At 69.2% G+C, this 21,201-nt stretch carries 9 protein-coding genes; 4 read left to right on the top strand and 5 right to left on the bottom strand.

What is annotated here, in order from left to right:
* Positions 1-20: 20 nt before the first annotated feature.
* The 5 genes from I5I_RS10705 to I5I_RS10725 all read right to left on the bottom strand — a co-directional run bounded on the left by I5I_RS10705 (position 21) and on the right by I5I_RS10725 (position 15,895).
* Positions 21-1,910, bottom strand: a complete 1,890-nt coding sequence (locus I5I_RS10705; RefSeq protein ID WP_187289939.1) for an Ig-like domain-containing protein — start codon at positions 1,908-1,910, stop codon at positions 21-23.
* Positions 1,911-1,926: 16 nt separating this feature from the next.
* On the bottom strand, positions 1,927-4,239 hold the full coding sequence (locus I5I_RS10710) for a beta-L-arabinofuranosidase domain-containing protein (protein WP_036319365.1): 2,313 nt from the start codon (positions 4,237-4,239) through the stop codon (positions 1,927-1,929).
* The gene (locus I5I_RS16450) at positions 4,236-8,462 is read right to left on the bottom strand and encodes an OmpL47-type beta-barrel domain-containing protein (RefSeq protein ID WP_083868001.1); all 4,227 of its coding nucleotides are present in this window, start codon (positions 8,460-8,462) and stop codon (positions 4,236-4,238) included. Before I5I_RS16450 ends, I5I_RS10710 begins: the two co-directional genes overlap by 4 nt.
* Before the next feature lie 67 nt (positions 8,463-8,529).
* Positions 8,530-14,730 (bottom strand): OmpL47-type beta-barrel domain-containing protein, encoded by a 6,201-nt coding sequence (locus I5I_RS10720; RefSeq protein WP_051039583.1) that lies wholly within the window; start codon positions 14,728-14,730, stop codon positions 8,530-8,532.
* 142 nt (positions 14,731-14,872) lie between these two features.
* Positions 14,873-15,895, bottom strand: a complete 1,023-nt coding sequence (locus I5I_RS10725) for a LacI family DNA-binding transcriptional regulator (protein ID WP_036319368.1) — start codon at positions 15,893-15,895, stop codon at positions 14,873-14,875.
* Between the two features lie 181 nt (positions 15,896-16,076).
* Between I5I_RS10725 and I5I_RS10730 the strand changes: the two genes are divergently transcribed.
* From I5I_RS10730 to I5I_RS10745, 4 genes are read left to right on the top strand one after another with little or no spacing between them, the layout of a single operon-like run.
* Positions 16,077-17,372: an ABC transporter substrate-binding protein gene (locus I5I_RS10730; RefSeq protein ID WP_036319371.1), complete on the top strand. Its 1,296-nt coding sequence runs from the start codon at positions 16,077-16,079 to the stop codon at positions 17,370-17,372.
* Between the two features lie 53 nt (positions 17,373-17,425).
* Positions 17,426-18,331: a carbohydrate ABC transporter permease gene (locus I5I_RS10735; protein WP_051039584.1), complete on the top strand. Its 906-nt coding sequence runs from the start codon at positions 17,426-17,428 to the stop codon at positions 18,329-18,331.
* A gap of 1 nt (position 18,332) precedes the next feature.
* Positions 18,333-19,238 carry a carbohydrate ABC transporter permease gene (locus I5I_RS10740; RefSeq protein ID WP_204365824.1) on the top strand — a complete coding sequence of 302 codons (906 nt, stop codon included), beginning with the start codon at positions 18,333-18,335 and terminating at the stop codon, positions 19,236-19,238.
* 2 nt (positions 19,239-19,240) lie between these two features.
* Complete coding sequence (locus I5I_RS10745; RefSeq protein WP_036319377.1) at positions 19,241-21,199, top strand: glycoside hydrolase family 127 protein; 1,959 nt, start codon at positions 19,241-19,243, stop codon at positions 21,197-21,199.
* Positions 21,200-21,201: the final 2 nt, after the last annotated feature.

Consider the following 21,201-nt stretch of genomic DNA (forward strand, 5'->3'; position numbering starts at 1 on the left):
TTGACCCCCGCCACCCGACCTCAGCGAGAGCGCCGGCGACGCCTCACCATGAACGCGACGAGCACGCCTGTCGCGAGGAGACTCAGCCCCCCGATCAGCGCACCGCCCGCGAACGACCCGCCGGTCGTCGGCAGACTTGTCACGCCGGGGGCCACCGTCGATGTCGGCGCCGCAGGCGGAGAAGCCGGTGGCACCGGCGTGGGCGAGGCCACGGGCGGGGCCGTGCGGACGGGCAGTGTGATCGTGACGACGGACTGCTCGTTGCCGGCGAGGTCCTGCGAACGGACGTGCACGTAGCGCGGCTGGTCGGTGAGCACGACGGAGAACGGCTTCTCGTACGTGGCGTACATGTTGTTGGTCGCCCCCGCGGGGTCCTTGTCGGGGCCGTCCGACCACACGGTGCGGGAGACCCCCGACCCCGGTTCCGGGTCGGAAGGCTCCAGCGTGATCGTGGCGGACGCGCCGTCGACGATGTCGACGCGAGTCGCCGTGACCGGCGGTCGCGTATCGATCCGGACGGTCGCCGATGCGCTGCCCACCGCGCCGTCGACCGCGCTCGCGCGCGCCAGGATGCTGACCGTGCCCTGCGCCGTGACGGCGACGGGGGCGGTGTACGGCAACCACGTGGCTCCCCCGTCCGTGCTGACCTCGACGCGGGCGATGTCGGATGCCGTCTTCTGCACCGTGACGGCGGCCAGGGGCGCGCTCACGTACCATCCGGACCCTTCGGGGGCGGTGTCGAAGTCGATGCTGACGAGCGGTGCGCTGTCTTCGACCGCGGCGAGGACGAAGACGGTCGCGATGGCGCCGGGCGCGAAGCCGTCGACCGCTCCGACGACGTCGAACATCGCCTCGGGCTGCGCGTACTGCGCGGGGCTGACCGGCGCCCACATGACCGGGACCGCGCTCTCGGCGGTGTCGTCGTCGAAACGGACGCGCACCCGGTCAGGCAGCACGGGAGCGATACCCGGAGCGGTGACGACCGCGGAGTAGTCGACCGCCGTGATGGTCGCGGAGAGCCGATCGGCGACGAACACCGTGGCCGTGACGGGCTGATCGGGGTAGCCGGCCGGCGTCCCGTCGACGGTGAAGGTTCCTCCGGTGGCATAGGAGGTCGGCGCGACCGCGTCCCAGGCGACCTCGACATCGCGGAGTGGGCGGTTCTCCTCCGCGATCCAGACTCGCGACGGCAGGATCGGCGCGGTGCCGGTGACAGTGCGGACGGCGACATTCTCCGCCGCCAGGTAACCGTCGCCGTCGCCCGGCTCGGGGTCGGACGGTGCCACGACTCCCGCGACCTCCCACTCGATGACGCTCGTCGCACGCGCGATGCCGCCGAACTCCTGGCGGTGCAGACTCACGCGCAGCGCGCGCGTCGTCACGGCGTCGAACGATACGGAGACGGGCGCGAGCGAGGTGACGGGGGATGCGGGGTCGAAGGGCGGCAGAGGGTAGTCGGCGACACCCGTCACGGGTGCCCACTCCCCCGCTCCTGTGCGGTACTCGAGGGACCACGAGTCCGGGATCATGACCCCGCCGTCCTGGACGCCGTAGTTCTGCCACAGGTACAGCGTCGAACCGGACAGCGCGACCGGGACGTCCCAGGTGTAGGTGGCGAGATCGGCATCCGGAGCGGGATCGGCGCCCCAGGTGCCCCACATCGCCGCGAGGTCATCGGTGGGGCCCGTGCGTCCGTCGTTGAGTGCCGCGGCCGAGTTCCACGGCGGCACGTAGCTCACCGTCACCTCGGGGGCGTGCTCCGAGGCGGCGAGCGCGATGTTGCTGAGGGTCGATGGCTCGTCGGCCGCCGTCGCGACAGGGGTCGGTGCGGCCAGGGCGAGAACGCCGAGAACGAGCGCCAGGGCGGTGGCGGCCGGCAGCAGTCGGCCGATTCGTCGCGGGTTCTTCATGTTCGCTCTCGTCTGCTCACGCATCGATCGGGGCGCGGCCGGCTGCCAGCAGCACCTTCTGGCGGTCGCGCGCGGTCAGCAATCGGGCATCGGCGAATGACTGGGTGGCCGCGCGGACGACCTCCAGGAACGCCGCGCGGTCGGCGAATGGGGCGTGCGACCAGATCTCGTCGAGCAGAGTCCCCGAGCCGTGCGCGCGCGACGGGTTCTTGACGCCTGTGTCGACCCCGGCGAAGGCGACCGTCGGCTCGGAGCGCTGGAAGTACATGTGATACGCCGCATCCCTCCCGGTATAGGCCGGTTCGAACGTGCGCCCGTCGATGACGAACACGTTGTGCGGCTTCGTCGTCACGTTGCGCGCGATGGAGCCGTCGAGTCGCAGCCGCGAGGCGAGCGAGACCCGCGCGTACCGCGTCGAGTCATCGAGCGCGGTGAGGACGACGGGGCCGTAGACGAGTGCCTGGATGTCGGGACGATCCGGCGTCGACTCGGCGCGCAGTCGCAGCGGGAAGCGCACCGACACGGCGTCGCCCTGAGCCCACGTGCGGCTGAGCTGCGCGTACGTCCCCGGTGCGCGCGGCACGTCGACCGCCTCGCCGTTGACCGCGATCTCGACAGGACCGGTCACCCATCCGGGAATCCGGAGGTTCAGCGTGAGCGGTCCCGACGGCGTCGACGCGAAGGTGAGGATCGACGTGCCCGACTCGGGGTAGGACGATGTCTGCACGAGGGTGATGCCCTTGTCGGCCCAGTTGAGGGTCGAAGCGATGTAGAGGTTGACGAAGAGCGCATCGTCGTCACGCGAGCGCAGGTAGATCGTGTCCTGGTATTTGACGTGGCTCTCCAGCGCCGTGCCGCCGCAGCACGTGCCGATGTTGCCGTCGCCGTACTCCTTGTACGCACCCGGGTGCACGGGGAACATGTAGCAGTTCTCCGGACTCGTCGTCGACTCGGCGTCCCGTCGCCCCCCGAGGATGTGGTTCAGCACGGTGCGTTCGTAGTAGTCCATGTAGCGCGGGTCACGGTCGTGCAAGAAGAGCGAGCGTGCGACCTTGAGCATGTTGTAGGCGGCGCACGACTCGGCGTTGCGCTTGCCGATGTCGCCCGCCACGGCCCCCGCGGGGCCCCACAGCTCGCCCTCCCCGGTGCCGCCGTGGGCGTACGCCCTCCCCGGCACCACCATGTCGAACATCCCCTGCACCGCGTGGAGATAACGCTCCTGCCCGGTCGCGTCGAACAGTTTGAGGTAGCCGGAGAAGGTCGGGATGTACTGGTTGGCGTGCCGACCGTCGAGGGTGTCGCGCCCGTTCGCGCACGCGTCGACCAGGACGTCGTAGGTGAACAGACGTGCGGTGTCGAGGAACTCTGCGCGATCGGGATCGTTCGAGCGCCAGTAGAGCTCGGTCAGGACGTCGTTCATCCCGCCGCATTCGCCGGCGATGTACGACGACCACATGCGCTGGAGCTGCGCCGACGTGCACCGGCTCAGCCGCGAGTGCACCCAGTGTCCGATCCCCTCCGCGAGCGTCAGCGCCTGCGTGTTGCCGGTGTAGGCGTGCGCGTCGAGCAGCCCGGCGAGGATCTTGTGGAGCGTGTAGTACGGTGCCCAGATCTCCCCGTAGGGCGCGAACTGCTCCAGCGCCGAGAACTGCCACTCGCCGTAGGCCGACAGGAATCCCGGGTGGGAGTAGCGCGGGCGACCACCGATGGTCTGCGCGGCGAGCGCGGTGCGGCACTCCGCAAGCCCGGCGACGAACGCGGCGACCTTGTCGGCGAGCGCCGTCTCGCCGGTCGAAGCGTAGGCCATCGACAGACCGCTGAGGAAGTGGCCGCCGAAGTGGCCGCGCAGCAGCCCGCCGGCACCCGCCTTGTTCTGCCCGAGCGTGTACTCCGACGGCCCCCAGCGCTGTGCATCGGGAGCGGGTCCGTACTCCTCCCAGCCGCCGGGCGGGGTGGCGCCCTTCGTGTCGAGGCCCGCGTTGCGGCGGTACACCGCGAGGAGCTGATCGACGGATGCCGCGCGATTGAGGATCAGCGCCTGGCGCTGGGCACGCGTGAACACGCTCTCGCCCAGGGTAACGGCACTCAGCGGGAACGGCCGAAGGCTCCATGCGTCGGGATACACCTCGCGCGCGGCGGCACGGACGACGGAACCCGGATGCCGGGGCCCGCGCACTCGGAGGGCCGGCTCGACCGGGGCGCCGAGCGGGGCCGCGACGGCCGGGGCGCCGCCGGTGACGAGACCTCCGGCGGCGAGCAGCACGCCGCCCACGGCGGCACCGCCGAGCACGCTCCGTCGGGTCAGGGCGGAGATCGGGCGTTCGGTCATCGGAGGTTCCTCTCAGACGTGGAGCGCGGTCGCTCCTGTCCGCGGTGGGCGCGGAGTGTCAGCAGTCCTCCGGCGAGCAGCAGCAGGGCGAACCCGACGAGACCCGACGGGACGGTCGCGCCCGTCGAGGCGAGCACGCCGGAGGTGCCGCCGCCGACAGTGCCCGCGGCACCGACACCCGTCGTGGCACCCGGGGCCATCGCGGCGGCGCGCACGAGCACCTCGGCCGAGGCCTCGCGTCCACTCGTCGCTCCGCGAAGGGTCACCGTGTGGGCGCCGGCGGGAACCGTTGTCGGGATGCTGAGGGTGCCGCGCACCGCGCCGCTGCCGTCCGCGCGCAGCGCCCCGAGACGGAGCGGATCGGAGTGCAGGTCGACCTCGACGAGCTCGTCGGGCGCGAATCCAGAGCCGACGAGCGCGATCGCCCCACCGGCCGAGACCGCATCGACACCGAGCGACACCGACGCGGTGTCGGGATCGACCGGCGGCGTCCCCGTCGACACGGTGACGGTGTGCGGCGCAGACGTGTTGCCCGCGGCATCCGTCGCCCGCACGGCCAGTTCGACGTCGCCGCCCCCGTGCGGGAGGCGGATTCGGCCGCCCGTGAGCGGCGACCACACGTCGCCGACGCGGCGCTCGACGCTGACGACCCCCGACGACTGATCCGACGCCACGACCTCGACGAGGGAGCCCGATGCGTCGTCGGCGACCTGGGTCGACACCGACGGGGCCACCGTGTCGACACGGACCGTGAGGCCCTGGCGCACAGACACGTTTCCGGCGGCATCCACCGCCTCGGCCTCGACGAGGTGGGTACCGTCGGCGTCGATCGTGGCCGTGTCCGTGAACGGGGCCCACGCACCGCCGTCGACACGCACGCGCACGGTCGGCGCGTCATCGATGTCGTCGGTGGCGGTGGCCGTGAACCGCACGCCCTCGCGGTACCACCCGGCGGAGTTGGGTGGGGATGCCGGCTCGAAGGACAGCGTCGGCGCCGTGGTGTCCACCGGCGGCTGCTTCGTGGCAGCCCACACCTCGAACTCCGAGATGGCCGCCGACCCTTGCCCTTCAGCGGCGCCCCACGACTGCATCAGCGCGCGCACCGCCGTGGTGTCCACCGCGGTGAAGTGCACCTCGTTCGGAGCGTCCGACGAGCGTGCGTAGGAGTCGGAGGTGACGACGTCCTTCCAGGTTCCCGAACCGTCGCGATACTGCAGCACCCAGGAGCGGGGTGGGATGAGCCCGGCGTTGACGTCGTCGGCGGCGTCGCGCGCGAACTGCACGTTCGCGCGATCGACCGTCACCGACCGATCCCACGTGAGCTGCACCCACTGTTCACCGACGCGCGGCCACGTGCCCCACGGGGTTCCCGTGACGCTGCCGTCGTTCACGCCGCCGACGGGCGCCCATCCGGATGCCGACGACGCCGACGGCGTCGCATACGGGGCGATGTTGCCGGTCAACGGCGCGTCGGGCGAGCGCGGAATGGTCACCGTCGTCGGGTTCGAGACGTTGCCCGCGACGTCGGTGGCGCGCACGTATACGACGTGCCGCTCCAGGTCCGGTGCCGCGACGGCTGCCGTGTAGGGTCTCCACGTGAGCGGGGTGTCCAGCGCGTACTCGACGCCCCCCAGACCCGATCCGGCATCCGTCGCCGTCGCCGAAACCGATCGCGCACCCGCGTCCAGCGTCGTGGTGACTGCGGGAGCGGTCGCGTCGATGCGGAAGGACGCCGTCGCTTCTGTCGAGACGTTGCCGGCGGCGTCCGTGGCGCGGGCGGTGACCGTATGCGCACCGTCGACGCGCACGACGGTGTCGACGCGACGCGCATCGGACGTGGTCGCCGCCCCGCCGTCCACGGCGACGGTCACGGCGACACGCAGGTCGCGGTCGTCGCTCGCCTCCACCCGGGCCGTCACCGGACCCACGAACCACCCGTCGGCTCCCCGCGCGCCGCGTGCCTCGAGCGTGATCTCGGGGGCCGTGGCATCCGCCGGCTCACCGAGTACTTCGAGCTCCGAGAGCCCGACCGCGGCATGAGTGGTGCCATCGGACTGCCCGTCGAGCACGACACGGATGCCGGTGGTCGTCACCGGCGTGAACGACACGCGGCTGGGAGCCGAGGTCTCGACCGGATAGCCGCTGGCACCCGCGACCTCGGTCCACCTCCCGTCGACGAGGGCCTCGACATGCCATGAAGCGGGTACGGCGACGCCGTTGCCCGCCCCCGACGCTCCGGGGACGTCGCTCCAGAAGTGCGCGTTCACCGCGTCGACCGTGACGGGCTCATCCCACGTGTAGCCGACGTTGCGGCTCGCCGGACGGAGACCGTCCCACGTCGCCCACACCTGCGACGCCGAGCCGCCCTGGTAGAGGATGGTGCCGTCGTTGATCGACGCGAGCGCGTTCCAGCCGGCGGTGAAGTCGGCGACCGGCGTACCGGTCGCCGCGAGGTTGGTACGCCACGTGTCCGCACCGACCACCGTGACGGTGGCCTGGACGCGACCCGCGGCGTAGCCCTGCGCGGTGCCGTTCACCGTGAACGTGCCGGGGGCGACGTACGCGGCGGGGTCGATCGCGTCCCAGGTCACCGGCGCGGCGATGCGGTCGTCGCCGTAGACCAGCGCGACGGTGTCGGGCAGCTCGGGGGCCTCTCCGACGAGAGTGCTGGTGGCAGCAGAGTCCACGCCGGTCGGCGCGACGGCACCCGCGGTCCACTCCTCCACCGCGAGGGCGGAGTAGCTCGACGACGCCCCCGTGCCTGGGGAGGCGTTCAGAACCGCCCGCAGTCGCGTGGTGGCCACCGGCGAGAACGTCACCTCGCGCAGCTCGCCGGTCTTCGTGGGGTATCCGCTCGGGTTCTCGACGTCGGACCAACGTCCATCCGCCCAATACTGCAGCGTCCACGACGACGGTGCGGAGACCCCGTCACCGCTTCCGGGCTCGCGATCGGCCCAGAACTGGATCGATGAGTGGTCGATGCGCACGGGTTCCCGCCAGTCGTACTGGATCCACTGGGATGCCGGTCGGTCGGCGGCGTACGAGCCCCACATGTCCGGCGGAAGCGGGTTCGGGCGCACGATGCCGTCGTTCAGCGCCGCCTTCCAGTACTGCACGGGCACCGGTTCGTTCGACGTCGAGACCGTGGCCCACGGCGCGACGTTCGCCGAAGGCGTCGTCAGGATGTCACGGGGCGGGGTCGTGACGACGGGCTTCATCCGTGCGGGGGTGACCGAGTCGTCCCACTGCACCTCGTCGACCGCGACGGAGCGGCGGAAGTGATTGCCTCCGACCGCGTCAGCGGTGTGGTACGCGATGTACCACTTGTCGTGGTATTCGGTGATGGCCGGGTGGCTCGTCGTCGAAGAGACCGGGGCCAGCACGCGGCCCTGTGACGTCCAGGGGCCCATCGGCGTGGGTCCCGTGGAGTACGCGATGCAGGCGTGGTAGACGGCCGGCGTGCACCAGCTGTCGGGCCCCGCGGTGTTGGCGGCGTACGCGAGGTAATACGTGCCCTTGCGCTCGAACAGCCACGCCGCCTCGAAGAACCCGTCGACGCCGCTGTGGAACTCCGTCGGCGTGCCGATGAGGGTCTTCATGTCGGATGCCAGCTCGACGCCGAAGAGGCGGCCGAAGCTCCCCCAGTACATCCAGACGCGACCGTCGTCCGTGACGTACACGGTGGGGTCGATGTTGTGGGCGTTGTTGCCCAGGATCTTCTGCGACACGATCGGGCCCCCCGCGTAGTCCGTCCAGGGGCCCAGCGGGGTGTCGGACACGGCGATGCCGATGCCGAACGGGTCGGGCGAGCTGCTGCCGGCCTCGTGCACCGGGACGTACCAGTAGTAGCGGCCGTCTCCGCCCTGCACGACCTGGCCCGCATAGGCCCGCCCGGGGGTCGCCCACGAGAAGACCTGCTCGGGACGCATCAGGGACGGATAGTGCTTCCACGAGCCGCCCTCGACGTCCGTGGTCGAGAACGCCTGCCATTCGTTCATCACGAAGTCGTTCGTCGTTGCGTCGGCCTCATCGCGGCCCGCGTAGACGTACAGCGTGTCGTCGGCGACGAGCGTGGCCGGGTCGGCCGAGTAGCTCGACCCGTCGCCGAGGAGGGGATTGGGCAGCGCGGCTGCGGGACTCGCCGGCGTCAGCGCCAGTAATCCTCCCATCAGGCCCACGACGGTAGCGGCTGCCCACAGGCGCCGCGAGGCAGGACGGATCACAGTGGTCTCCTTCGACCCAGGGGAACGAGCGTGAGGGGCCGGGGCCACGCGCCCCGGCCCCGGGATGTCAGGCCGAGCGGCGCCGACGGTAGTGGGCGATCGCCAGAACGATCAGCCCGAGCAGCAGAACACTCACACCGATACCGATCACGACCTGCGCCGGTGCGGCATCCTGGCCGGTCGCCGCCAGCGGCGGCGTCTGCGGCGACGACGCGCCGGGGGCGACCACCGTCACCTGCGCGGTGATCTCCGCCCCGGGGACCATGAGCGCCACGGTGTGCACTCCGGACTCGGCATACGCCGGGACGGTGAACACCGCGCCGGCGGTGCCGTCGGCGCCGACCGTCAACGTGCCAAGCCGGATCGGGGTGGAACGGAACTCCACCGCGAACACGGTTCCGGGAGCCGCGCCGCTCACCGACACCGGGAGCCGACCGCCCGGGGCGACCTGCCCGACGCCGATCCGGATGACCTCGTGGCCCGTGAGCGAACCGCTCGGGTCGGTTCCGGTGCCTCCCCCGGGGTTCGTCCCCGGGTCGGTGCCCGGATCGGAGCCCGGATCGGTCGTCTTCGCCGGTACGGCGACCTCCAGGACATTCGAGACGTTGCCCGCGACATCGGTCACCCGCACGCGCACCGTCGTGGCGGCGTCGCCGACGGCGACGGCACCGGTGGCAGCCGTCCAGGCCGCGTCCCCGAGCCGGTACTCGACGACAGCCACACCCGAACCGGCATCGGTTCCGGTCGGAGTGACCGTGCGCGATGCGGCGTTCCACCCCGCATCCGCGGCCGGCCTGGTGGCATCCCGCTTCACCTCGACGCCGACGGGCGCGGAGGTGTTGCCGGCGGCATCCTTCGCCCGGAACGACACCGGGGTGGCTCCATCGGTCGCGAGCTCGACGGGCGCGGTGTAGGCCACCCAGGCCCCGTCGCCGACCCGCACCTCGACGACGGGCGCATCGTCGCGGTCGTCGATGGCGGATGCCGAGACGGTCACCGTGCCGGTGTACCACCCGCTGGCGGGAGCGACGGGGTCGACCGCGGTGGTGACGACGGGCGCCTGGGTGTCGGGGACCGGGGTCTCCGGCTGCTCCCACACCTGCCATTCCTTGATGCCGACGCTGCCCTTGCCCTGTTCGGTCCCGACCGGGTCGAGCAGGAGGCGGAGCTTCGTCGTGGTCACCGGGTCGAACGACACCGTGTTGTACGTGTCCTTCGCGGTGCCGTAGGCCCCCGCGTTCTTCACGGGCACCCACGCGCCGGCCGTGGCATCCCAGTACTGCGCCTCCCACGTCGCGGGGACGTCGATGCCCAGCCCCTGCGCGTCGATGTTCGACACGAAGTACACGCCCAGCTCGCCGATGGTCACGGGATCCGTCCAGTCGTACTGCACCCACTGGTCGGTCACCTGCGGCCAGATGCCCCAGACGTTCGCGTTGTCGTTGGGCGTGACATCGCCCGACGAGGTCGGCTGGACGTTGTCGTTCAGACCGGTGACCTTGTTCCATCCGGCGGTTCCCGAGGCGGTGGGCGTGGCGAGCAGAGCGACGTTGCGCTTCTGCGAGCCGTCGGCCTTCGGCACGGTCCTCTCGATGACCGAGGAGACGTTGCCGGCCGTGTCGGCGGAACGCACCTGCACCTTCGTCTCGTCGAGCCCGACGAGCACGGAGCCCGTCAGCGCGGTCCAGGCACCCGAGTCGCCCACGCGGTACTCGATCCAGGCGACGCCCGAGCCGGCGTCGGTCGCCGTGGCCTTGACCGTGCGCGAGACCGCGTCGGCCGTGACCTCGACGGCCGGTGCCGTGGTGTCGATGCGCACGGTCTGCTCCGCCACCGCCGACGTGTTGCCGGCTGCGTCGGTCGCTCGGGACTGCACCACGTGCGCGCCGTCGCCCGTCACCGAGACCGTGGCGGTGTACGCCGCCCAGGCGCCGGCATCCACGCGCACCTCGATGCGGGGGGACGCGTCCTGGTCATCGGTCGCGGTGACACCGACGGCCACCGCCTGCGTGTACCAGCCCGACGCCGGGGCCGCCGGCGAGACCTGGAAGGCCACCGTGGGCGCCTTCGTGTCCTCGCCGCCACCACCCACGGTCACCGCGGCCGAGGCGGCCTTCGTGCCGGGCAGGTCGCTCTGCACCGTGCCCGCAACGGTGAACCGTCCCGGCGCGGCGTACGACTCCGCGGCGACAGCGTCCCAGCTCACCGGCAGGTCCTGGCGCGAGCCGTCGTTGAACAGCACGCCCACGGCCTTCGGAAGCACGGGAGACACGCCCGGCTGGGTGCGCGTCGTCACGGCATCCACCTGGTTGATCTGACCGGGAGCCGTCGCGCGGACCCACACCGTCGCCTTCGCCGCCATGGGCGAACCGGGGACGATTCCCGACACCACGAAGCTGCCCTCGCCGGCGACCTGAGAATCGGTCACCTCGGCCCACGTGACGGGCATGTCGGCGTGGCTTCCGTCCGAGAAGGTCGCATCCACCGTCGTCGGCAGCGTCGGCTTCGTCCCCACCGCCGTGCGGACGTCGATCGGTTCGATCGAGGTGGGGGCGTCGGCGAAGACCTTCCACTCGCTCACGGCGACCGCGGCGTAGGGCCCGGTCCCCGCGGCCTGCAGGACGACGCGCATCTTCGTCGTGGTGACCGCGTCGAACGCCAGGGTGTTCACCGCGTCACGGTTCACCGTGTACGCGGATGCACCGGTGACGTCCGCCCAGGCCGCGCCGGTCCAGTACTGCGCCTTCCAGCCCTTCGGGATATTGACACCGTTCGCGGAAGCGGGATCCGTCTGGTCGCTCCAGAACCCGATCTCGGCGCCCGCGATGCGCTGCGGAGTCCTCCAGTCGTACTGCAGCCAGCGCGTGGCGGGGTGGTTGCCCGACCAGGTGCCCCAGATGTCGCTCTGGCTGCCGCCGTCGAAGAACACCTTGCCGTCGTTGACCGCGTTGACGTCGTTCCAGCCCGCGGTGTACTCCGCCGACGGCGTGGCATCGGGGGCGACGTTCGTCCCCGTCGTGACGGGATCGCCCTGCACCGTGACGTCGGTCTGCGAGGCCTTCTCGCCGTCTTCGGCCGTCAGCCGCAGCACGTACTGTCCCTTGTCGGAGAACCGCGCGGTCGTCGACGCCGCCGAGGCGTCATCGAACAGGACCGTCGCGCCCTCTGGCGCGCTCACGACGCTCCACCGCGACGACACGTCGCCGGACGGAAGTCCGTCGTCCTTGACCGTTCCGACGAGGACGGCGGCGCCACCGACCGAAGCCTCGCGATCCTGCCACGCGGTCACCAGCGGAGCCTGATTGGTGGATGCCGGTGCCTCCAGACCTGTGCGGAACACCTGCAGCTCCTTCACGCCGGTCTTCGCGCCGGACGTGTGCGTCACGGTCAAGCGCACCGCGTCTCCGGTCGCCTCGGGGAACTGGATGTGGTTGTAGTTGGCGCGCGGGTAGGCGGGCGTGCGCGCCTGCTGCGGGATCACCGACCACTGACCGCCGCGACGCACCTCGAGGGTGTACACGGACGGTTCCGCGTACCCCGGCGCGGTCGCCGACGAGGAGGTGTCGTAGAAGTACGTGCGGACGTCGTCGAACGTCTTCTCTCCACCGAGTTCGACGGTGAGCGAGTCCTTCGCGTTCGGGGATCCCACGGTCCCCCAGAAGGGTTCGTTGATGGTCGTTCCATCCACCGCTCCCGACGGTTCACGGCCCGCGGCCGAGAAAGTCGCGGCGGCGGATTCGGCCAGGTTCGCGCTGCCGGTGCTGGCGGAGCGCACGTCCGCGCCCGCCTTCGCGAAGAGGTCGACGACGCGGGCGTCGTCCGCGAAGCGCACGTCCTGCGGGGCCTTCACCGAGGATGTCGTGACGGCGGACACCCGCGCATCGCCCTTGACGACGTCGACCGCCCCTGTGGCGGGGTCGTAGACGACGTGCGACAGCTTGTCGACCGTGAAGGCGAGCTTCCCGTCGAGGAACACCGAGTACCCCTCGGGGACGTCGTCGCCGTAGTAGCGGGTGCCGCCCGGCGCGTCCCAGGTGATGGTCAGGTCGCGGTCACGGAAGCGGATGTTGTTCGCGGTGAAGTGGTCCCAGCCGATGTCGATCGGGTCGAGCTCGATCTTCGCGTCGCTGCGCGGCCGGAGACCCATCGTGTCTTCGATCATGGTGAAGTTCGTCGCGCCCAGGATCGTGTGATGGATCCACGAGCGGTAGTCGATCTTCTGCGGGTCGGCCGATCCGTTGGCCCAGAACTCGTTCTGGTCGGGCAGGCGGTTGTCGCCACCGTTCTGGTAGTGCGCCCACGCGTTCCAGTAGAGGAGCTTCTTGTACCACTCGGCGTTGATCGCGTCGGTCGGGTAGTCCCGCAGCACCGTCGACAGCATCCGGAAGGTCACCGTGGAGTTGATGACCGAGAAGTTGTTGCTGCCCTGTCCACCGGTGGCGTTGTAGGCGGCCTGATCGGCCTGATTCGCGGTGTAGAAGGGGAAGATCGGGTACTGCTTGTCGTCGGCGAAGAGCCGGAGGGCCTGGACGTAGTCGTCCTTGTAGTCGGCGTCACCAGGCTTGGGCACGAGGCCCACCGAGAAGGGGTAGTAGTTGTTGATCTCCTTCCACGGAACGTGCTCACCGGTGTTGGCCATGGCGTGCTCGATGAGCTTGTCCTGCGGGTTCCAGAGCACCTTCATGATCTGGGACTTGATGTTCTGCGCGAAGGCCTCCATCTCGTCGGCCTTGGCGTCGTTGCCGGCGGTCCGGTAGGCGGCTGCGGAGGCGAGGGCGTTGGAGTACAGGTAGGCGTTCTCGGCGCGGTCCTGGTAGCCGCCCTTCCAGTGGAACGACACGGCATCCGCGTCGTTCCCAGTCATCGCGCCCCAGTTGTACTCGATGAGGCCGTTCTTGTTGAAGTCGTACGCGTCCTGGAGTCCTTTGACGTCGTCCTCGGCATACTTCGCCAGATTCTGCGCGATCGCAGTCGGGCCACCGTGCAGCTCGTACGAACGCCACGCCGCTTCGGAGATGTATTGCGTGTAGCTGTTGGACCAGTTCGCGGGGTCGCCGGGGTTGTCGACGAACTTGTAGCTCTTGCTCGTCTCGCCCGTCGAGACCCAGGGTCCGTACGAGTAGATCGGGTCGCGGAAGTACTTCAGGTCGTCGATGAACATGCCGGTGGTCAACACGATCGAGTTGTTGTATCCGAGCACGCCCTCCATGGCGACCGGGAACTGGTAGGTGTTGCCCGGCATGTCGGCATCGAGGAAGTTGAACCGCATGAGCCACCAGCGATAGAACAACGTCTTGTCGATGTTGTCCTCGGGGGTATCCAGGTACGGGACGTTCTCAGCCCACCACCGGTTGTAGGCGGTCACGTGGGTGGTGTAGGCCGCGGCCGGCGATTGCGCGCGCGTGGCGTCGTAGTCGGCGCGCGACGGGGCGATCTCGTCGGTGATCAGTCCCAGCTGCACCTTGGTCGTCGCGCTGCCTCCGGCAGGGATCGACAGCGTGCGCGAGAGGGCCGCACCCGTCGGCGAGAAGCCGTCGCCCGAGAAACGAGGGGAGAGCGTCGTCAGGTCGTTCAGCGCCGAGACGTGACCGACCAGCTCGTCGCCCTCGACGAGAGTGGCAAAGGGCGAGGATGCCACGAGTTCGACGTCGACCGCCCCACCTGTGGAACGCACCTGCAGGTCGGTCACGAGAACGTTGGCGTCCGTGATGAACTTCGTCTGGACGACCTCGATGCCGCCACCGGTGTGGACGCTTCGCCAGTAGCTGGGCGTCTGCTTGCGCTGCGCGACGTCCTCCGTCAGGGTCACGTCGGCGCCACCGATGCGGGCCGAGATCGTGTAGCCCGGCCGACCGTCGATGGCCTCCCAATACGCCAGCTGCCCACCGAAGCCGAGAACCGAGGGGTCGTGCTCCTTCATGAACGCGGCACGCCCGCGTGTGAACAGCCACTGGTTGTTGTCGCCGAAGCTGCCCGCGTCGCCCGTGCGTGCGAGCATGCGGTCCATCCAGAAGTCGGTGTCCGAGTTCGAACCGGCGCCGGCGGAAACATCCGCGTCGAAGATGCGCTGCAGCTGATTTCCCGGGGTGTACGTCACGCCGGTGTCGGGCACGGGGTGGGGGTCCCCCGTAAAGGTCGGATAGCCGATGTCACTGTTGGCGGCGTGCGCGGGCGCGGCGCCGAGGGCGGTCACGATCAGTGCGGCGATCGCGGAAGCAGCGATGGCGGCACGACGGACGCGCAACGGGATCGTCGGATGGGAGTCCACGGTCTCTGAGTTCCTCTCCGCGCCGTTCACCGATGAGCCGCGCGTACGTGGGTCGCCACGCTACAGAGGATCCATAGACTTCCGCAATGGTTTTCGTAAATTTCGCTAGATAACGAAAAACCGACCGACTTGTGACGAAAAGTCAGCGCCTCGGGATCGTGGAGCCGCGAATGATCAACCGCACCGGGAGGTGATGTACGCCGGCTCCGAGGTCGCGCCCGTCGATCGCATCGAAGATGCGCTGAGCGGCCTGCCGCCCGAGTTGCTGCAGGTTCGCGTCGATGCTCGTCAGCCCCGGGCGAGCATTGTCGGCGAGCACCTCCCAGTTGTCGTAGCCGATCACAGCGAGGTCGCCGGGCACATCACGACCGAAGTCGCGCGCGGTGTCGAGCACTCCCCGTGCGATCTGATCGGAGCCGCAGAAGACGGCGTCGACGTCGGGGTGCCGCTGCAGCAGGATGGCCGCGGCATCCCGACCCCAGTGCTCGTTCCACGCGGCGAACATCGGCTCTCCCACCAGCTCGAGCCCCGCCGCCGCCAGCGCCGCCCGCGCGCCGGCCAGTCGGTCCTGCGCCGCAGCGTACGCCGGGTCGCCGGTGATGTGGGCGATGCGGGTACGGCCGCAGGCGATCAGGTGCTCGACGGCGAGACGTCCGCCCGAGTAGTTGTCGGGCGTCAACGAGAGATCTCCCTCGTCCTCGGACGGCGCGTAGGCATAAACCACCGGGACCGACAGATCCTGCCCGAGCGACGGGCGCGGATCGGTTTGGCGCCCCACCACGATGATGCCGTCGACGCGGCGGCTGATGAGGGCGCGGAGCTGATGCTGCTCCCGGATCGCGTCGCCGCGCGCATCGCAGAGGAAGACGTTGACCTGGCCAGCGCCGAATGCGTCCTCCGCACCCATGAGGATGGGGATGACGAAGCGACCTTCGAGGTCGCTGGTGAGAAGTCCGACGGTTCCCGTGCGGCCGGCGAGCAGGCCGCGTGCCATCGCGTTGGGCGTGAACGACAACTCATCAGCCGCCGCGACGACCCGCTTGCGAGTGGTCGGAGCCACATCACCCCGACCGTTCAGCGCTTTCGACGCCGTCGCGATCGACACTCCCGCGCGACGAGCCACGTCGCTCAGCGTCGCAGCGCGACCATGATCGCTACGCGTCATCTTGGCTCCCGTTCCTCGAGCGCCTCGACTCGATGATTCTTCGATCGTCGTTCTTGACGAGCAGACCCTTCCCAGGTTAGCGTCCCGAAAGGGATTTCGACATTTTCGACATTCCTCCCTGACAAGCGGTGTCTGATCCCGTTCGAGGCATCCGCTCAATGAAGAGCAAGAGGAGACAGCAATGACACGAATCCGGCACCGCTTCGCCCTGCGGGCAGCGACCGCCGTGGTGGCGATCGGGGCACTGGCCGGCACTCTCGCCGGCTGCGCCGCAGGCTCCACCCCGTCGGCACCCGCCGACATCCCCGCCGCCGGCACCGACGACGGCTCGACCCTGACGCTGTGGACGCGTGCGCCCTTGGAGCGGCAGGCGAAGCTTCTGGTCGAGGCGTACAACGCGAGCCACCAGAACAAGGTCGACCTCACTGTCGTACCCAACGACGACTACGTCGCGAAGGTCGGCGCCGCGGCCGGGTCCGGCGGGCTACCCGACCTGTTCGCCGCCGACATCGTGTACGTCCCGAACTGGGTGCAGCAGGGGCTGTTCCAGGACATCACGGCGCAGGTAGACGGCCTGTCGTACAAGAGCAGCATCAACAAGGGACACCTTTCCGCGGGCACGATGGACGGCAAAGAGCACGTGCTGCCATTCGTCCTCGATCTCTCGATGCTGATGTGGAACAAGGAGCTGTTCAAGGAGGCCGGGCTCGACCCGGAGAAGGCTCCGGAGACGCTCGCGGAGTTCGCCGCTGCGGCCAAGGCTGTTCAGGGCCTCAACAAGCCCGGCGTGTCCGGCACCTCGACCGGGCTCAACTGCGGCGGATGTCTGGTGTTCACCTGGTTCCCGTCCGTGTGGGCTTCGGGCCAGCAGGTGCTCAGCGACGACGGCAAGTCATCGCTGCTCGCCGGAGATGCTGCCAAGGATGTCTACGCGACGTGGAAGGACCTGTACTCGTCCGGCGCGGTCGCCCCCGGCTCGGCCGACGAGACCGGCGCGACCTGGGTGGCCGGGTTCCAGGAGGGCAAGGTCGGAGTGATGCCGTTCCCCGCCACGCTCCTTTCCGGTTTGTCGTTCGATGCCGGCGTCGCCGGCATCCCGGGTGTCAAGGGCGGCGCATCGACCTTCGTCGGCGGCGACGGCATCGGTGTCTCGAAGGACTCGAAGAAGGCCGCGCAGGCGTGGAACTTCCTGTCCTGGTTGATGTCCGAGGATGCCCAGGTCGGCGTGCTCGCGAAGGACGGCAACGCCGTCTCGCGCTCTGACCTCGCCGAGAACCAGTACGCGTCCAAGGATCCTCGTCTGGTGACGATCAACAAGGTCGCCGGACAGGGCGAGACGCCCGTCGCTCTCAACTTCCAGCAGGCGTTCAACGCACCCGGAAGCCCCTGGCTGTCCCTCGTCCGCAATGCGGTCATCCAGGGCACCTCGTCGGTGGATGCCGACAACGACGCGATCACGTCCGTTCTCGGTCAGTAGCCCCCCGGTGGGGGCCGCCCATGGCGGCCCCCACCCTCTCCGGAAGGAATGACGTGGCCCTCTCCACCACCGCGCGCCGCGCTCGGCATCGGCGCACCGCTCTCGGCGGCCCCCTCCAGGGGTGGCTCTATGCGACTCCGACGGCATTGTTCGTCGCGCTGTTGTTCATCATCCCCCTCCTGCTCGTCCTGCAGATGTCCGGCTCGGAGTGGCCCCTGCTGCGGGGAAACCTCGGACCGAACTTTCCGGAGAACTTCGTCAAGGCAGTCGACCACCGCCTCTTCTGGGACTCCATCCGTTTCACGCTCGTGTACACGGTCATCACGACCGTCCTGCTCATCGGTCTGGGGCTCGGCCTGGCGCTCCTGGTTCAGGAGTCGACGGCCTGGAAGGGGTTCCTGCGCACCGCGTTCCTCCTGCCCAGCGCGCTCGGGCTCGCCTCGGCATCCCTCCTCTTCTACGTGCTCTACTCTCCGATCGCAGGACCTTTCGCGGAACTGATGGAGTCGTGGGGCGTCACCTTCCTCGGCACACCGAGCGGCGCCCTGTGGTCGACCGTGTTCCTCATCGTGTGGCGCTTCGCCGGCTTCTACATGCTGCTGCTGCTCGTGGGGCTGCAGGGCATCCCGGAGGAGATCTACGAGGCGGCTCGCATCGACGGCGGCTCACGCTGGCAGATCTTCCGCGACATCACCGTTCCGCTGCTGCGTCCCACGTTCGCCCTCACGACCGTCATGTGTGTGACCGGATCGCTGCTCGCCTTCGACCAGTTCTACATCCTGACCAAGGGCGGGCCGGACAACAGCACGATGACAGTGGTCCAGCTCATCTACAACATCGCTTTCCAGGGGCAGAACAACCTCGGCATCGCGGCAGCGCTTTCGGTCATCGTGCTCCTCGCTCTCGTCGTCATCAACATCGTCCAGTTGCGAGCGTTCCGCCGCCCCGAGGAGGCCTGACATGGCACTGACCGAGACGTCGCCGCGCGCTGCGACGACCGCGACGCGCGCACTCGTCGCACCCGGAAGCGTCCACCGACGCCGACCCACGGGCCAGCTGCTGTGGGGCATCCCCTCAACGGTGTTCACGGGCGCCCTGGCGATCATCTTCCTCTTTCCCCTGGTCTGGACAGGGGTCGCCTCAGTGAGTCCGCAGGCCGGCACGAGTCAATCGCAGGGGTGGGGCTTCGGCAACTACGTAACGCTGGCCAACTTCCAGGCCGGCATATGGGTCTACCTCGGCAACTCTCTGTTCGTCTCGCTGCTGACCGTGGCGCTGACGTTGCTCGTATCGTTCCTGGGCGGATACGCCTTCGCTCGGTTCTCGTTCCCCGGCAAGAACCTCCTGTTCCTGCTGGTGCTGGCGATCCTGATGGTGCCCTATGCGACCCTGCTCATCCCGCTGTATGTCATCCTCAACGCGGTCGGTCTTCAGAACTCGCTCGTCGGTGTGGCCCTGGTGCTGACGATGTTCCAGTTGCCGTTCTCGATGTTCATGATGCGCATCTCGTTCGAGGCGGTCCCTCGGGAGCTGGACGAGGCGGCGCTCGTCGACGGCTGCACCAGCTTCAGCGCCCTGTGGCGCGTACTCCTCCCCGCCGTCAAGCCCGGGCTCATCACCGTCGGTCTGTTCGCCTTCCTCACCGCGTGGAACGACTTCATCGCCCCCCTGATCCTGATCAACGACTCGTCGCGGATGACGCTGCCCCTCGCGGTAGCCAACCTTCGAGGCCAGACGATGGGTGTCATCGACTACGGCGTGACCGAAGCCGGCGTCGTCGTCCTCGCGCTGCCGTGCATCGTTCTGTTCCTGATCCTCCAACGTCACTACGTGCGCGGTTTCATGTCCGGCGCCTTCAAAGGATGACCATGTCCACCACCCTTCCTCCCGCACCGCGGGAATCCGTGTCAGCGGGCGTGATCGTCGCGCCCGTCGTGCCCAACCAGTCCTCGCTGCGCCCTCTGGGGCTCGACGAGGTGCGCATCACCGGCGGCTTCTGGGGAACGCGTCAACGCGTCAACGCCGAGCACACGCTCGCGCACATCCACGACCGGCTGGAGTCCGAAGGCTGGCTGGCGAACTTCGACCTCGCCTCGACTGGCACACTGCCCGCCGGCCGACGAGGACGGGAGTTCTCTGACTCCGAGGTGTACAAGTACCTCGAAGCCCTCGCGTGGGAGATCGGCCGCAGCGGGAGCGCAGAGCTCGAAGAGCGTCTGCGCTCGACTGTCGGACGTGTCGCCAGAGCCCAGGCCGCCGACGGATACCTCAACACGAGGTTCGGTCGTGACGGGCAGCCGCCCCGCTGGTCAGATCTCGAATGGGGCCACGAACTTTACTGTCTGGGTCACCTGTTCCAGGCGGCAGTGGCCCGCGAGAGGACCCGACCGGGTGCCGACGACGGGCTGCTCACCGTGGCGACCGCCGCGGCCGATCTCGTCTGCGAGGTGTTCGGTGCCGACGGCATCCCTGCCTTCTGCGGTCACCCGGAGATCGAGACCGCCCTCGTGGAACTTGCGCGTGTGACAGGCCGCGAGCGCTATCGTGCACAGGCCGCTCTCTTCGTCTCCCGCCGTGGCCACGGCACTCTGCAGGACATCGAATGGGGGCGGCGCTACTTCCAGGATGATGTCCCGGTTCGTGAAGCGGATGCGCTCGGCGGACACGCCGTCCGCGCAAACTATCTCGCCGCAGGCGCGGTCGACGTCGCGGTCGACACCGCCGACGATGAGTTGCTGTCCTCGCTGCGCCGACAGTGGGCACACACACGCGGACGTCGTACGTACATCACGGGAGGTCAGGGCTCCCGTCACCAGGACGAGGCGTTCGGCGAAGACTGGGAGTTGCCGCCGGACCGCGCCTATTCGGAGACCTGCGCGGGCATCGCCTCCGTGATGTTCTCGTGGCGATTGCTGCTGAACGATGGCGACGCCGACTACGCCGACCTCATCGAGCGGACGCTCTACAACGTGATCGCGACATCGCCCGCACCCGACGGCCGCAGCTTCTTCTACGCCAACACGCTGCACCAGCGAGTACCCGGCGTGCCTGCCGACGCTGACGGCACGTCGCCGCGCGCCTCGTCCTCGCTCAGGGCACCGTGGTTCGATGTGTCATGCTGCCCCCCGAACGTCGCCCGCACGCTCGCAAGTCTCGATGCCTACCTGGCAACGGCGGATGCCGAGGGCATCCAGATCCACCAGTACGCTCCGGCGCAGATCCGCACACGGCTGGACGATGGCAGAACGGTGTCGGTCGATGTGAAGACCGAGTACCCGGCGCGGGGAACCATCCGTGTCATCGTGAACAGCGACGCCGTGTCGCCCTGGACGCTGTCGCTGCGCGTGCCGCACTGGGCCGAGGGCGCTCGCATCATGGTGCAGGAAGCAGGACAGCCGGAACCGGTGATCGAGCGGGCGGCCGAGGTCGGACGTGTCGATGTGCGTCGGGCGTTCCGCGCCGGCGACGTCATCTCGCTCGAGCTCCCTCTCGCGCCACGCGTCGTGCACCCCGACCCGCGCATCGACGCCGTCCGAGGCTGTGTGGCGATCGAACGCGGCCCCGAGGTTCTGGCGCTCGAGTCGGTCGATCTTCCGGGCGGCGAGAATGTGGGCCAGATGGCACTCATCGGCAGCGTGACACCACGCGAGCGGGATGGACGGGTCTGGGTGCGAATTGGGCGCCGACGCGAGCACCGCTCGATGTGGCCGTACGAACCGATCGAGCAACGCGGCTTCGGCGCGGTCGCTACAGTGCCGCTCGTCGCGTACCACGACTGGGGTCATCGTGCGCCGTCGACGATGCGGGTGTGGATCCCGGTGGACTGAAT

This window comes from Microbacterium sp. B24 (assembly GCF_000333415.1).
Taxonomy (GTDB): domain Bacteria; phylum Actinomycetota; class Actinomycetes; order Actinomycetales; family Microbacteriaceae; genus Microbacterium.

What these genes read in the sequence shown, in the direction of transcription:
- I5I_RS10705 (WP_187289939.1), bottom strand. Translation starts at nt 1,910, where the DNA reads ATGAAGAACCCGCGACGAATCGGCCGACTGCTGCCGGCCGCCACCGCC.
- I5I_RS10710 (WP_036319365.1), bottom strand. Translation starts at nt 4,239, where the DNA reads ATGACCGAACGCCCGATCTCCGCCCTGACCCGACGGAGCGTGCTCGGC.
- I5I_RS10725 (WP_036319368.1), bottom strand. Translation starts at nt 15,895, where the DNA reads ATGACGCGTAGCGATCATGGTCGCGCTGCGACGCTGAGCGACGTGGCT.
- I5I_RS10730 (WP_036319371.1), top strand. Translation starts at nt 16,077, where the DNA reads ATGACACGAATCCGGCACCGCTTCGCCCTGCGGGCAGCGACCGCCGTG.
- I5I_RS10740 (WP_204365824.1), top strand. Translation starts at nt 18,333, where the DNA reads ATGGCACTGACCGAGACGTCGCCGCGCGCTGCGACGACCGCGACGCGC.
- I5I_RS10745 (WP_036319377.1), top strand. Translation starts at nt 19,241, where the DNA reads ATGTCCACCACCCTTCCTCCCGCACCGCGGGAATCCGTGTCAGCGGGC.